This window comes from Microcoleus sp. N9_A2, from assembly GCF_036701775.1.
Lineage (GTDB): Bacteria > Cyanobacteriota > Cyanobacteriia > Cyanobacteriales > Microcoleaceae > Microcoleus.
Genome location: NZ_JAUBRH010000012.1, coordinates 78865 through 94644 on the forward strand (window position 1 = coordinate 78865; position 15780 = coordinate 94644).

Below are 15780 nucleotides of genomic sequence, written 5' to 3' on the forward strand. Positions count from 1 at the left end.
TCTAAATTATTCATGAGCTACGTATTCGGCATCGACGGCGGCGGCACTAAAACTATCTGCCTTTTAATGGATGACAACCACCTTGTTTTAGGACGGGGTGAAGCAGGGCCATCAAATTATCAAACCCTGGGAATTGAGACAGCCAAACAATCCATCCAATTGGCGATCGAACGAGCAGTTCTGTCCGCTCAGGTCGAGGCTGTAGGCAATCTCAACATAGAAGCAATTGGTCTGGGACTAGCAGGCGTCGGGCGTCCAAAAGATCGTGAAATAGTGCAATTTGTAGTGCAGAACTTGCAGTTGACGAATACTTTACCAGTAACCCGCTCATTCCTGCCCAGGAATATAGTAATTTGCAGCGACTGCGCGATCGCACTTGCTGGCGGTACAGGCCATCCAGTGGGTATCGCCGTTATTTCAGGAACCGGTTCGATTGTTTTTGGGCAAAACAGTCAAGGGAAAACTAAACGAGTCGGCGGTTGGGGATATATTTTAGGCGATGAAGGCAGCGGATATAACATCGCCCTTCAGGGTTTGCAAGCTGCTTTGAAGTTCTATGACGGACGCGAAGATTTTACCGTGCTTGCGGAAAAATTTCAAAAGCATTTAGGCCTCAATAACCTAGAAGAATTGGTAGAAGTCGTTTACGGGCGCGGTTGGGGAGTCAAAGAAATTGCAGCTTTAGCGCCGATTGTCGATCGAGCTGCAGCAGAGGGCGATCGCGTCGCTGACTGCATTATCAATAATGCTGTGGCAGAATTAACCTATTCAACAAAAATAGCCATTGCAGCGCTATTTAACCAAACAGAAGAATTTGAAATTGTGATCGTAGGAGGTGTGTGGGGCGGGGAGGCAAATTGCCGAGGTCGGTTTGAAGCAGCAATAAGTGCGATCGCCCCAAAAGCTAAGGTTATTTCGCCCCGATACGAACCAGCTTTCGGTGCTGGATTGCTAGCTTTAAACGCTCTCAACAATTAATTGTTGACTGTTGACTCTTGACTGTTGACTCTTGACTGCTGACTGTTGACTATCTTCCTTATCTTCCCGATCGCCCCTGTCTTGCGGATTTTCTCGATTTTTCCAAATTTTCAACTTCTGGATTATCTACCTTATCTTCCCAACTTGTAGAATTCCAGCCTGCCATAATTAAAACATCAGATGAATGCGAAACCAGAAACAAATTTAGCAGTAGTGCGTTCCTAAGTAAACAAAAACCGAAGCAAGGAGACAATTTATATGATTACTTCTCAAAAATGGCGTTCAGCAACAGCAGCAATCCTCGCACTGGGCATTACAGTTGGAACCAGCGCGCCGCTGGTGGTAGCTACTCCCGCAGAAGCCCAACAACGAATTTCACAATTTGATAGCATCCGAATTCCCTCGGGCAGTGTCATTCCAGTTAGCTATGAAAAAGACAAAATAGTTGTCACCCGCGAAGAAACTGCACCTTTAACTTTAACAGTGGCGCGAGACATCCGCACACCTCAAGGCAGAGTATTAATCCCTGCAGGCAGCCAGATAGTCGGGGCACTGCAACCTGTCAGAAGAGGCAATCAAAGTGGTACTCAATTTGTTGCCAGAGAGTTAATTATCAGCCGCCGCCAACGCTATCGGATTGATGGCTATTCGGGAATTATTACCCGAACCGAAAGAGTCCAAAAAGGTGCTGGCACAGGTTCAGTAGCGCAAGGTGCAGCCTTGGGTGCAGCAGCAGCAGCAGCACTCGCAGGCATTACCGGCGACAAAGCGATCGCGACTGAAGAAGTATTAGGAGGCGTTGGGATCGGCGCTTTAGCTGGAGTCTTGTTGGGGCGGCGCAGCGTTGACGTGCTCGTGATTCGCCCGGAACAAGATTTGGCAGTGAGATTGCGATCGGACATCGTACTCCGCTAAGATTGGAATCTTCGGATTAATTATTTGCAGTAAAACATTGTCGATCGATAACTTGTGGTCTCCCGATAATTGGCTAGGCATACTATTGAGGTTGTGTCTGGCCATGTTTGTTGGCGGAATGATTGGATGGGAGCGCGAACTCAAAAACAAACCAGCGGGATTGAGGACTCATATGTTAGTCAGTATGGGTGCCGCAATGTTTGTTTTAATACCGCTGGCAATAGGTAAAAATGAAAACGGACGAGATGGTGTAGAGCGCGTAATTCAAGGCATTGCTGCCGGGATAGGATTTTTGGGGGGCGGGGAAATCCTGCGCGAATGTCAGCAGGAAATCGGCAAACCAAAAGTTCACGGGCTCACGTCTGCCGCCGCTATTTGGTTGTCAGCAGCTTTAGGAAGTGCGGCCGGATGCGGGTTGTGGCAACTGGCATTAATTGGCGCTTTCATGTCGCTGTTTGTTCTGAGAGTTATAAAAAATTTAGAGCGTCGGAGTCGGAAATAGTCGATCGCGAAGGTTTTGTATAATTAATATTGAAGTAAATTCATACCGATCGAGTTAAATAATAGCAATAATATTAGAATTAATTAGATAAAAACTAGGGTAAATTAAATTATTATCTAAGTCTGTTTTCATGGCATATAACTTAATATCTATCCCGCCCGAACACTGAATAAAGACGATTAATTTTGTTCCGAAAGGTTCGGCGAATTTATCGATTCCAAAGACTCTTGCCTCACACGACCAGCCATCGCGGCTAACTGCAAGCTCATAAAAGCATTCAAATCTTCCAAATCGCACTTCGCCGAGGCAAAAATATCCTGCATTTGATTTTCCGCTTCCAAACTCAGATATCCAGCGGCAATAGCTTGTTTTACAACTTCACGAATCTGCACGGTAGAAATGTCCCTTACTAAATTTGAACTAATCAAAAGTTAACTAATTACTAACAGGAATTTTAGGAAGCCGTCTCGCCAAAGATTTCAATTTTTTTCAGCTCGCGAGACTCTTGTTTCACTCCTCCGGACATAGCTGCTAGTTGCAAAGCCATAAAAGCATTTAAGTCTTCCAAGTCATACTTGGTGGTAGTTAACATCCGCCGCAGTTGATTTTCGGCTTCAATGGTTAGATAGCCTAGAGCCAGAGCTTGCTGGGCGAGATCGCGAATTAGTACCATAACACTTCGGGATTTTATTGGTTCAAGCCTCAGTATCAACTGTTTTCACAGAATCAGCAGTGACGGCTATTGCTCGATATGTGTGACATTGTTACGGGCCACTCGTGACAGCCGGAGTCGAAGAGTGTGACTAAGTATTTGCAGGGTTGTGACGGCGATCACGCGGGGGATGCCAGAGGATGAGTCGGAGAGTGGGGGGTTGGAGAGTGTCCGGGTGTCTGGGTGGGGGAGTCGGAGAGTGTCCGAGTGGAGGAGTCGGAGAGGGGGAGCATTTTTCTTCTTCCCTGGGACTAATGACTAATGACTACTGCCTTCTACCTTCAGAAGACGCTCAACGTCTATAATCAGCAAGTTAAATATTTACGGCAAGACATATGGAACTAGCTCATAAAGATTTGCTACAACAAATAGCCCGACTATCGGAAACTTATGCTAATTTGGCCGATCGCCTGTCTCAAGCCACAAAGCAACTGCAAAACTCCGGCCTTCCTCCCTCTGACAGCTTGCTGCAAGAAGTAGCCGCCTACAGCCGCAACTTTGCTGCAGTCCAAAAACAAGCTCTCGAACTCAACAAATCCGCGATTGCACCAGGGGAAATTACTTCCCTCAAAGACATTCAAAACTTAGTCGAGACTGCCGCAGCTTCTGAAGGTAAAGCAGAAATTCGCGATGCAGCATTGAAAGTGATCGATCGAGTATTGGCGATCGCCCACCGCGAACAAAGCGACTTCGCCCCCTTACAATCAGTGCATGGCAAAGCCCGCGAACTGCAGCGCGCGATTTCCGAATCAACCCCAACTCAACTGCATTCTGACGCAGAATCCTTAGTCACCGGCAAACACCCAGTTTCAGCAGTGCTCGCCCTGGTGGAACAGCAAGACAAATTAGATGACGAACAGTGGGTCATTCTCGAAGAAACAGTCAGCGCCGCTTTTGGCAAACAAATAGCCGTAGCCATTTCCAGAGGCAAATTAACCATTGCTGAGATGGTAAAAGCAGCACCTGCAAAAGTCGAACCCGCATTTAAAGCAGCGCCAGAACAAAAAATCAGCGCCGAACCTTTGCCAGAAGTGATTGTCATCCCGTCAGGAAATGTGGCACCGAAACAAGTTACAGTTGCGCCACAGATCCAGATTTTGGAATCCCCCGCACCTTCTGTCCCCATGCACGAGGTAATTATTGTTCCCAGCGTGGAAGTACCTAAGTCTCTTCAGGCAAGTGGTTCCGGGAACATTGTTTTTGGAGCACCTCGGAACATTCAACAAGCGGTGGCAGTAGAGGGCGCTTTGGGAATTAAAGTTTTGGCGCACATTCAGGGAATTGGCGATCGAACTTTCGGTGCTCAAGAATACGCAGGTAGTCGCGGTAAAGGGCTGCGCGTCGAAGGTTTTCAAATTAATATCGAGCCGCCAATTCTTGGCTTAAATGTCGAGTACATGGCTCACGTCGAAGGTGTTGGCGATACTCCTTGGCTCAGCGAAGGAGAATTGGCAGGTTTTCGGGGTCAAGCGAAACGAATTGAAGGATTTGCGGTGCGGTTGAGCGGGCCGCAAGCTGATAAGTATGACGTATTTTATAGCGCTCACATTCAAAATATCGGCGACACCGACGTGTCCTCCAACGGCGATTATTGCGGAACTCGCGGCAAAGCTTTGAGAATAGAGGGCATCAAAGTTTGGATCGCGCAGTCTGCGAGTTCCCAAACAGTGGCGCCTGTGGGTTTAAAAGTGTTGGCGCACATTCAAGGAATTGGCGATCGAACTTTTAGCGATCGAGAATATGCTGGTACAAAGGCTCAAGGGCGTCGCGTCGAAGGATTTCAAATTAAAATAGAGCCTCCCGCTGCCGGTTTAAATTTGCAGTACATGGCTCACGTTGAAGGAGTTGGCGACACTGCTTGGATCGATGAAGGGGATCTTGCCGGTTTCCGGGGTAAAGCGAAGCGCATTGAGGGATTTGCCGCGCGGCTGACAGGGCCGCAAGCCGATAAGTACGATGTATCTTACACTGCTCACATTCAAAATTTGGGCGATACTCCTGTTACTTCTAACGGTCAATATTGCGGCACTCGCGGCAAAGGTTTGAGGGTTGAGGGGATGACGGTTTGGGTTGAGCCGAAAGCGTAAAAATTTAGGTTTATTGTCATCCAAGAAATTGGAGAAACCGGGTTTATTCCTAGATTTTTGGTACTAACCGAAATTTGTCGCAGAAACCCGGTTTTTGGCTATTTTCTGGTCGCTCAAAGAATTTAAGAAACCGGGTTTATTCCTAGATTTTTGGTACTAACCGAAATTTGTTGCAGAAACCCGGTTTCTGGCCAGCCCAAGGAATTTAAGAAACCGGGTTTATTCCTAGATTTTTGGTACTAACCGAAATTTGTCGCAGAAACCCGGTTTTTGGCAACCTAACGAATTTGAAGAACCGGGCTTAACAGGTAATTGAAAACTTTACAAAACTTACCATCGGTTACAAAAAACACCGACATCGAATCAATCGATAATAAATCGCAAATAATAGGCCTCGACTTGTGAAATTGATATTTTTACTATTGCTGCATTCTCTGTAATTACACGGTTGCGGAACGCTAAAGGATCTGCATAGAATGTATTTGTAGGTTGAATATGAGTTGACAGGAGGGCAAAATTTTAGTTGACCTCGGTTGGTAGAATAAAAATTTATTTACAGTAAAAAACACAACATTCAGATGCTGGCGATCGCGCTTTTGCCTGAATGGTTAATTAAAAGAAGTCTGAAAAATCCCGTTACACTTGTTCCGAAGTTTGTAGTTCAATACTCCCAGGTAAGTATGTCTTTGCCAGCAGCCGACCGTCCCCAATCTGTAGCAACTGATAGCGAATGTTCCTATCAACTTTCACCGATCCAGCAGGGGATGTTGTTCGAGGGCCTTTCAGGCCAACAGTCAGGGGTAGATATCGAACAGGTACTGTGCAGCCTGGGCGAAGAATTGAATGTTTCAGCTTTTGTCGATGCTTGGCGCCAAAATGTCGATCGATATCCAGTTTTGAGAACGAGTTTTAGTTGGTTGGATCGAGAGGTGCCGGTACAAACTGTACACCAAAAAGTCGAACTGTCAATAGTTGAGGAAGACTGGCGCAGTTTGTCCCAGGACGATCGCACCCGCCAACTCGCAACATTTTTACAAGCCGATCGCCTGCAAGGATTTGACCTAACTCAACCGCCGCTGATGCGTTTGGCTTTGTTCCGAGTTGCGGAAACCGAATACAAACTCATCTGGACTTATCACCATATTTTGCTTGACAGTACCTCGGCAATAACTGTTTTGCAAGCAGTTTTTACCTTGTACGAAGCCCTGACTGGCGATCGAAAATTAGAATTAACACCGCCCAATAGCGATCGAGATCCCAGCCATCGAATGCAGCAAGATATCTCGAAAACAGAAGCATTTTGGAGGCAATACTTAAGCGGTTTGGGCGATCGTACTCCTTTGGTTGGCGATTTTTCCAGGACAGGGAAGATGCCCGCCCAACCAGAAAATTTATCAGTTGTGGAACAAGAAAGAAGCCTGTTGCCGACAATTCCCGAAATCCGGCTTTCTAGCAGTGTTACCGCAGCTTTAAACTCTCTAATTCACGAACAGCAACTAACCCTGAATACCCTGCTGCAAGGAGTCTGGGCTTTACTTTTGAGCCGCTGTTCCGGTTCGCAAGATGTAGTATTTGGATCTATTTGCAACAGTCGATCGCCAAATACAGAAAAAATAGAACCAGCAGTAGGATTGTTCATCAATACTTTGCCGCTGAGAGTAATTGTCACTCCCGAAATGCCAGCCATCGATTGGCTGAAACAACTGCAAAATCAATGGAATGCGCTGCAAGAATACAGTAACGTACCGCTGGCAAAAACTCAAGAATGGAGCGAAATCTCCCGCAGCAGTGCTTTGTTTGAAAGCTTGCTAGTAGTTGAAAAGTGCCAGTTTAATTCGGCCTTGCAATCTTTAGGCGGTGACTGGAAAAATCGAGAATTTCAGCTTTTAGAACAGACGAGTTTTCCCCTAACAGTTTACGGCTACGGGGGAGACGAACTGCTGCTGAAAATTGCGGGCGATCGCCAGCGGTTCGATGAAAACGCCCTTACCCGAATGTTGGGACACCTGCAAACTTTGCTCGAAAGTATAGCCGCGAATCCCCAGCAGAAAATTAGCAAATTGTCAATGCTGACAGCAGCCGAAATTTCGCAGTTGCAGCAGTGGAATCAAACTCAGGCAAATTATCCCCAAGACAAATGCGTTCACCAATTATTTGAAGCCCAAGTGGAGCGATCGCCCGATGCCATTGCCGCCGTTTTTCCACACAATTGCCGACAGCAGCTTACCTACCGCGAGCTCAATTCGCGATCGAATCAACTAGCCCATTACTTGCAGCAATTAGGAGTCGGGCCCGATGTTTTAGTCGCGATTTGCATGGAACGTTCCTTAGAAATTGCGATCGCCGTTTTAGGCATTCTCAAAACAGGCGCAGCTTACGTGCCGATCGATCCAGCTTATCCCAAAGAAAGGCTGACTTTCATGTTAGCCGACACCAAAACTCCCGTTATACTCACACAATCTCACGTAGTGTCCGGCTTGCCGGAACATCAAGCGCGAACCGTTTGTTTGGACGCAAACTGGCAAGAAATAGCCAATTACAGCACCGAAAACCCCGCCAGCACCGTATCTCCCGACAACTTAACCTATACAATATATACATCCGGTTCCACCGGCAAACCCAAAGGAGTTCTCCTCCCGCACCGCGCCCTAGTCAACCTAATTGCGTGGCAACTGCAAAACTCCACCTTGGAAGACGCAGCCAAAACCCTGCAATTTGCCTCCCTCAGCTTCGATGTCTCATTTCAAGAAATGTTTTGTACTTGGTGTGCGGGCGGCACCCTCGTTTTCATCACCGAAGAAATGCGGCGAGATGCGCGGAGTTTGTTGCAGCTAATCGACACAGAAAAGATTCAAAGATTGTTTCTCCCTTTCATCGCCCTGCAACACTTAGCCGAAGCCGCCGATAGCTATCAGCTAGTACCAAAATCGCTGCGCGAAGTAGTCACCGCCGGCGAACAGTTGCAAGTCAACCGTTACATTACCAGTTTCTTTCAGCAGCTAGAAAATTGCACCCTGCACAATCAATATGGCCCCTCGGAGAGCCACGTTGTCACAGCTTATACCCTCAGCGGCCCGCCGGAAAATTGGCCCGCACTGCCTGCGATCGGTCGCCCTATTCCCAACACGGAAATCTATTTGTTACACCAGAATGGTGAGCCCGTACCCATCGGCGTTCCTGGAGAATTGCACATTGGAGGTATCTGTTTGGCGCGCGGCTACCTCAACCGCCCCGACTTGACTGCTGAAAGATTTATTCCCAATCCCTTAAACGATTTTAGATTGCCGATTTTAGATTTTAGATTGGAGGAAGATGCACAGAAAACAGAGATTGCTGAAAGCCAAGAAGTATCTAATTATGCCCAACATCTCCTTTATAAAACAGGAGATTTAGCTCGCTACCTGCCCGACGGTAATATCGAGTACATCGGACGGATTGACGGCCAAGTCAAAATTCGCGGCTTCCGCATCGAGTTGGGAGAAATTGAAACTGCACTCGCAAAACATCCGGCAATTAAACAAGCTGTGGTGCTAGCGCGGGAAGACACACCGGGGGACAAACGATTGGTGGCTTATTTAGCAGTCAATCCACAAGAGCAACTAACAATTGCTGACCTCCGCGTCCAATTGCAAGGACAACTCCCCGATTACATGGTGCCTGCGGTGTTTGTGACTGTGGAGGCGATGCCGAAGACACCCAGCGGCAAAATTGACCGCCGCGCCCTGCCGCCACCTGACTCACAGCGACAAGAACTGTCCCAGGGTTACGCGGCGCCGCAAGGCGAGTTGGAGAAAGTGCTAGCGGGCATTTGGTCTAAGTTGCTGAAGCTCGATCGCGTGGGGATTCATGACAATTTCTTCGAGATTGGAGGTAATTCTCTGATGACTCTGCAAATTGCCGTGCAAGTGCGGGCTCTATTAGAAAAAGACTTGCCAGTTGTCAAATTGTTCCAGCATCCGACGATCGCCCAATTGGCCAATTATTTAAACCAAGGAGAGAGCACGAATCAGTCTAGTAATAAATTTCAAGATAGGGCCGATCGACAAAAAGCTGCTTTTGGTCGATCGAAGCAATTTACTAAAAGACGGTAGTCATTAGTCATTAGTCATTAGTCATTAGTCATTAGTCATTAGTCATTAGTCATTAGTTAGTGGTTAGTGGTTAGTGGTTATTAGTTATTTAAAAGAGGAGGATAGACAGAAGAAAAATAATGTAACGAGCTGTTGAATATTAGGTATTTTACGTTTAATTATAGGGGCTTACTTATGACTAATTCACAGGAAAACTCAGAACTTGACGGGATTGCAATTATTGGCATGGCCGGTCGCTTTCCCGGTGCTGCAAGTGTCGATGAATTGTGGCAAAATTTGTGCGGCGGAGTCGAGTCCACAACGCTGTTCAGCGACGCAGAACTAGACCCCAGTATTGACCCCAATCTCAGACAAGATCCGAATTACGTTAAAGCTAGAGGAATTATTGACGGGGCCGATCGCTTTGACGCAGCATTTTTCGGCGTGAGTCCCCGCGAAGCCGAAATTACCGACCCGCAGCAGCGCGTTTTTTTAGAAATAGCTTGGGCCGCCCTAGAAAATGCCGGCTGCGATCCGAATACTTTTAACGGTTCGATCGGAGTTTACGCCGGCACGGGCAACAATACCTATTTTCCCAACAACATCGCCGGACGATCGGACATAATTTCCCGCGCGGGCGAGTTTCAGGTAATGGTAGGAAATGAAAAAGACTACATCGCTACCCGCACTTCTTACAAACTCAATCTCAAAGGGCCCAGCGTCAGCGTCCATACCGCTTGCTCTACATCATTAGTTGCAGTTTGTCAAGCTTTTTATGCCTTAATGAGCTATCAATGCGATTTAGCTCTCGCTGGCGGAATTTCGATTACAGCTCCCCAAAATAGCGGTTATTTGTATCAAGAAGGGGGGATGTTTTCTAGCGACGGACATTGCAAACCATTCGATGCTAAGGCTGAAGGGACGGTGTTCGGCAACGCAGGCGGGGCTGTGGTACTGAAGCGTTTGGAAGAGGCGATCGCCGACAGAGATACAATTTATGCGGTAATTCGCGGCGTCGGTTTAAATAACGACGGGGCGGCCAAAGTCAGCTTTGCAGCGCCCAGCGTAGACGGCCAAGCAGACGCGATCGCGATGGCCCAGGCGATGGCCGGCGTAGATCCAGAAACGATATCCTACGTCGAAACCCACGGCACGGCAACTCCCCTCGGCGATCCGATCGAAATTGCAGCTTTGACTCAAGCTTTTGCACGCGAAACCTCAGCCAAACAATTTTGCGCGATCGGCTCCGTCAAAAGCAACTTCGGACACACGATCGCCGCCGCCGGAGTCACGGGGCTGATTAAAACAGCTTTAGCCCTCAAACACCAACAAATACCCGCCACTCTCCACTACGAAACACCGAATCCGGCGATCGACTTTGCCAACAGCCCCTTCTACGTCAACGCCGAACTTGCGGAATGGAAAGCAGGCACAACGCCCAGAAGAGCCGGAGTCAGTTCCTTTGGTGTCGGCGGTACCAACGCTCACGTTGTCATCGAAGAAGCGCCCGCGCTGGCACCGTCAAGTTCTTCTCGCCCGCGACAGTTACTGCTGCTGTCGGCAAAAACTCCATCTGCTTTAGACGCAGCTACCGCAAATTTGCGATCGCACCTCGCCCAAAACCCGGAGCTCGATCTCGCCGATGCTGCTTACACCCTGCAAGTCGGGCGGCAAGCCTTCAATTACCGCCGTTTCGCCGTTTGCAGCGATCGCGCCGATGCCGTGCAGCTACTCGAATCCCTGCCACCGCTGCGTACAGCAACCCGCTGCGCCGAAGCCAGAAATCCGGCGGTAATCTTCATGTTTCCCGGACAAGGCGCGCAATACGTCAATATGGGCTTGAATTTGTACGAATCTGAGCCTTTATTCCGCGAAACGGTCGATCGCTGCGCCGAAATTTTGCAGCCGCACCTCGGCCGAGATTTGCGCGAAGTGCTGTATCCCGGTAGCGATGAAGCGACAGCCGCCGAGTCGCTGCGCCAAACTTTCTTGACTCAGCCTGCAATATTTACCGTAGAGTACGCGCTGGCTCAACTGTGGCAGAGTTGGGGCGTAACTCCCCAAGGTGCGATCGGGCACAGCATCGGCGAATTTGTCGCGGCAACTATCGCCGGCGTGTTTTCCCTGGAAGATGCCTTGATGCTGGTGGCTGCGAGGGGGCGCTTGATGCAAGATTTGCCCGGTGGTTCGATGCTGTCGGTACGGTTGCCGGCGACGCAAGTCGAAGGGCGTTTGAGTGGGGATTTGGCAGTGGCTGCGGTGAATGCGCCGGATTTGTGCGTGGTTTCTGGGCCGACAGATGCGATCGCACTTTTTGAACAGCAATTAACCAGCGAAAAGATTGTTTGCAAACACTTGCATACTTCCCACGCTTTCCATTCGCCGATGGTAGATTCGATCGTCGAACCATTCGCCGAATATGTCAAAAAAGTGCAGTTGTCAGCGCCAACCATCCCCTTTGTTTCGACTGTAACTGCTAGTTGGATCACCGGAGAACAAGCAACAGATCCGATGTATTGGGCGCGGCATTTGCGGGCGACAGTGCGTTTTGCCGACGGCATCAAAGAGCTGTGGCAAGATCCGAATCGCGTACTTTTGGAAGTCGGGCCGAGAACAACGGCTGCTACTTTGGCTCGCAAACAATCGAAGGATTTGAAACAGCAAGTTGCTATTTCTTCTCTAACCGATAATCCAGATAACAATGCTGAATGGACTGCTTTGTTAAGCGCAGTCGGACAGCTTTGGCTCTGCGGAGTGGCGATCGACTGGCAGAGTTTTTATCAGGAGGAAACGCGCGATCGCCTTCCCTTGCCAACTTATCCTTTTGAAAGCAAACGCTTCTGGATAGAACCCATGCGGAGAGAGGGGGAGACGGGGAGACGGGGAGAGGGGGAGAGTGGGAGAGGGGGAGACGGGGAGAATTCCCAACTCCCAATTCCCGATGCCCAATCCCCAATTCCCGATGCCCAATCCCCAATTCCCGATGCCCAACTAACAACTATCAACTCATTACCAATGTCAAATTCACAAGTCGCAACCCAACAACCAGCTCGCAAGGAAAGACTCATTCCCCAAATCAAAAATATCTTAGAAGAAACTTCTGGTGAAGATTTAGGCAGCGTCAGCGACGATATGACCTTTTTAGAAATGGGTTTAGATTCTCTATCTTTGACTCAAGTAGCGCTGAACCTGCAAAAAGAATTTAAGGTTAAAATTACCTTCCGCCAGCTACTAGAAACTTTCCCCAGTCTCGAAACTTTATCTGAATTTATCGACGGATCTTTGCCGCCGGAAGTTTTGCCCGCACCAATTGCAGCACCAATTGCAGCACCAATTGCCGCACCAATTCCTGCACCAATGGCCGCACCAATTGCAGCACCAATTGCCGCACCAATCGCAGCCAGCGCCCCGGTAAATCTGCCCGCCCCGCAACCTCACCTCTTGCAACCCTTACAGTCGAGCAACCTCGAATACTTGATCGGCCAGCAGTTGCAGATTATGTCGCGACACCTAGAATTGTTAGGTGGCGGTGTTCCCGCACAGCCGACACCGACAGCCCCACCTCAAATGGTGCAGCCCCCCGCACCGGTGCAACAGATCCCGCAATCCCACAATAACGGCAGCACGATCGCCCCAATCGCCCAACCTGCACCATCCGCCGAACCCACAGCCGAACCCAAAAAAGTATTCGGCGCGGCCGCCCGCATCGACACATCCGATCGCGGTGCCTTAACTCCATCGCAAAAATCATATTTAGAAACATTTGTCAAGCGGTACACGGCGCGAACCCAAAAATCGAAACAGTACGCTCAGACTCACCGCCACCACCTCGCCGATCCGCGCGTAGTTTCCGGCTTTAACCGGACGATGAAAGAGTTGGTTTATCCGATCGTGGTGGGGCGATCGTCCGGTTCTAAACTTTGGGATGAAGACGGTAACGAGTATGTCGATTTAACCAACGGTTTCGGGTCGAACTTTTTCGGATATTCGCCTTCATTTATTACAGAAGCGATCGCCGCCCAAATGCAGCGCGGGTATGAAATCGGGCCGCAAACACCGCTAGCAGGGGAAGTCGCCGAACTCGTGTGCGAAATGACCAAGCACGATCGCGTGGCCTTCTGCAATACCGGTTCTGAGGCAGTTTTGGGTGCAATGCGACTCGCGCGCACCGTCACCGGCAACAGTACGATCGTCACGTTTACCGGAGACTATCACGGAATTTTCGACGAAGTAATCGTGCGGGGGACTAAGAAATTGCGATCGCTCCCAGGAGCACCGGGAATTCCCCAATCCGCCGTTGACAATACCCTGATCCTGGACTACGGCGAACCCGAATCCCTGGAAATCCTCAAAGCGCGGGCGGGCGATTTTGCAGCCATCATGGTAGAACCGGTACAAAGCCGCCGCCCCGACTGGCAACCGCGAGAATTCCTCCACGAAGTGCGCCGAATTACCGAGCAAGCCGGTTGCGCCTTCATTATGGACGAAGTGATTACCGGATTCCGAGTTGCACCGGGCGGCGCCCAAGAATATTTCGGCGTACAAGCGGATATCGGCACCTACGGCAAAGTCGTCGGCGGCGGGATGTCGATCGGGGTAATCGCGGGCAAATCAGCCTGGATGGACGCTTTAGACGGCGGTTTTTGGCAGTTCGGCGACGACTCGTTCCCGGAAGTAGGCGTTACCTATTTTGCAGGGACTTTTGTGCGCCATCCCCTGACTTTAGCAGCGGCCAAGGCATCCCTAGAATATTTGAAGCGCGGCGGGCCTTCATTGCAGCGCGATCTCAATGCCAAAACCGACAAATTCGTTGCAGAATTGAACGCCATGTTCGATCGCGAACAAGCACCTTTCACGGTTAAAAACTTTGGTTCCCTGTTCAAAATCACCTACCCGCAAGATTTTGCTCATGGAGAACTGCTGTTCTATTCGCTGCGGGAAAAAGGCATTCACATTTGGGATCACCGCCCGTGTTTCCTGACCCTAGCCCATTCCGACGCAGATATTGCTTTTATCAAGGAGGCATTTAAAAACAGTATTGCCGAATTGCAGTCAGCCGGATTTTTAGCCGGTGGATCGGGGGAAACTGTGAGGGCGATCGAATTCCACAATCACAGTAATATTAATGGAGGAAAGTCCTCAACCGCTTTCGCCAACAATGCTCCCGTACCCGGTGCGAAATTAGGGCGAGATCCTAACGGCAATCCCGCTTGGTACGTAGCAGATCCAGATCGCCCCGGCAAACATTTACAAGTAGGAGATAATTTATCGAATTGATTGTTAAAGTTGGCAATTAAATTCCCTAGGGGGTTGGTGTACCAACAATTGAACAATCCCCAAAAAAGGTTCGTAGTGCGGACGACCGTCCGTTCTTATACTGCGGATTCAAGTCCGCAGTACGAACCAATATTATTGCGGTAGATCGATCGCAATCCCAAAAAAAATTACAAATAGAAAATAGTTTTCGTTCGTAGTGTGGACTTCAGTCCACTCCCAGAGTCGGACTAAAGTTCGCACTACAAACCGTTTGATATCTGATAAGCAACACAGGAAAAACCCAAATGCTCCAAATAGCAAAAACTCTTCAAATAGACCGCCGCACAGGCCTGACTCACCAGGAATTTGTCAGTGAGTACCGCAATCCGGGGAAACCAGTTATTTTCACAGATTTATCCAAAAATTGGCCCGCCCTAACAAAATTTACGCCCGATTATTTCCAAGAAAATTTTGGCGATCGCGAAATAGAAATAGGTGGCAAGATTTACACCCTCGCAAAATTGTTCGACTTGCTAAAAAAATCCACAAAAGAAAATCCGGCTCCCTATCCTTTTAAACTCAATGTCCGCAAAGATTTTGCCGATTTAGAGCCTGATATTTCTCCCAGACCGAGTATTGCCCAACCCGATCGCACTCACAGCCCATTAATCCCGAATATGCTGCTGAATGATTTGTACGACTTAGAAATATTCTTCGGCGGGCCGGGCGGATCGTTTCCTTATTTGCACTACGATTTTCTCGGACTCTATGCGTATATAAATCAAGTTTACGGGGAAAAAGAATTTACAATCTTTCCGCCGGAACAGCAAAAATATCTTTACCCAAAACCCGGTGCTCCTTGGCTATCTGAGATTGAAAACCATCACAATCCCGACTTAAAAAAATATCCGCTTTTGGCTGAAGCTACGCCAACAACAATTACAATATCAGCCGGTGAAACGCTGTTTATCCCCTGCGGCTGGTATCACACAGCCCGATCGCTGACTTTAACAATTTCCGTCGCATTCGACCAACTTTGCGAATCAAATTGGGACTTTTTTACGAACGAATGTTGCATTCCCAGAGGTCAAACTTCGCTCAAAGCCAAGATGATCAAAGCCTATCTAAAAAGTGCAGGTGCCGTGCTTAGTGCTCGCGAAAAATTGACGGGAATCCGGTAAGCTCAGGGAAATTGAATTTATTGGTGCATTCTGCCCCCACTAATAAGTTCAATTACTGAAATTGAGCCAAATCATACTG

The 15780-nt window shown here is 48.7% G+C and carries 9 protein-coding genes; 7 read left to right on the forward strand and 2 right to left on the reverse strand.

Features of this window, described 5'->3' with window-relative positions; all coding sequences use genetic code 11:
• Positions 1-12 precede the first annotated feature (12 nt).
• The 3 genes from QUA44_RS10110 to QUA44_RS10120 all read left to right on the forward strand — a co-directional run bounded on the left by QUA44_RS10110 (position 13) and on the right by QUA44_RS10120 (position 2395).
• The gene (locus tag QUA44_RS10110) at positions 13-978 is read left to right on the forward strand and encodes a BadF/BadG/BcrA/BcrD ATPase family protein (RefSeq protein ID WP_333250198.1); all 966 of its coding nucleotides are present in this window, start codon (positions 13-15) and stop codon (positions 976-978) included.
• A 258-nt stretch (positions 979-1236) separates the two neighbouring features.
• Entirely contained in the window at positions 1237-1893 is a 657-nt protein-coding gene (locus tag QUA44_RS10115; RefSeq protein WP_333250196.1) for a hypothetical protein, read from the forward strand.
• A gap of 91 nt (positions 1894-1984) precedes the next feature.
• A complete protein-coding gene (locus QUA44_RS10120) occupies positions 1985-2395 on the forward strand; it encodes an MgtC/SapB family protein (protein WP_333309668.1) in 411 nt (136 codons plus the stop codon).
• Positions 2396-2574: 179 nt separating this feature from the next.
• On the opposite strand, the gene QUA44_RS10125 is transcribed toward QUA44_RS10120, so the two are convergent.
• Positions 2575-2787 carry a hypothetical protein gene (locus QUA44_RS10125; RefSeq protein ID WP_333250192.1) on the reverse strand — a complete coding sequence of 71 codons (213 nt, stop codon included), beginning with the start codon at positions 2785-2787 and terminating at the stop codon, positions 2575-2577.
• 62 nt (positions 2788-2849) lie between these two features.
• Positions 2850-3068, reverse strand: a complete 219-nt coding sequence (locus QUA44_RS10130; RefSeq protein ID WP_333250191.1) for a hypothetical protein — start codon at positions 3066-3068, stop codon at positions 2850-2852.
• A 374-nt stretch (positions 3069-3442) separates the two neighbouring features.
• Here QUA44_RS10130 and QUA44_RS10135 point away from each other — a divergent pair, with 374 nt between their 5' ends.
• The 4 genes from QUA44_RS10135 to QUA44_RS10150 all read left to right on the forward strand — a co-directional run bounded on the left by QUA44_RS10135 (position 3443) and on the right by QUA44_RS10150 (position 15701).
• Entirely contained in the window at positions 3443-5194 is a 1752-nt protein-coding gene (locus QUA44_RS10135) for a hypothetical protein (RefSeq protein ID WP_333250189.1), read from the forward strand.
• A 680-nt stretch (positions 5195-5874) separates the two neighbouring features.
• Positions 5875-9285, forward strand: a complete 3411-nt coding sequence (locus tag QUA44_RS10140; RefSeq protein WP_333250187.1) for an amino acid adenylation domain-containing protein — start codon at positions 5875-5877, stop codon at positions 9283-9285.
• A gap of 174 nt (positions 9286-9459) precedes the next feature.
• Entirely contained in the window at positions 9460-14541 is a 5082-nt protein-coding gene (locus QUA44_RS10145; protein WP_333250185.1) for an aminotransferase class III-fold pyridoxal phosphate-dependent enzyme, read from the forward strand.
• A gap of 284 nt (positions 14542-14825) precedes the next feature.
• On the forward strand, positions 14826-15701 hold the full coding sequence (locus QUA44_RS10150; protein ID WP_333250183.1) for a cupin-like domain-containing protein: 876 nt from the start codon (positions 14826-14828) through the stop codon (positions 15699-15701).
• The last annotated feature ends 79 nt before the right edge of the window (positions 15702-15780 follow it).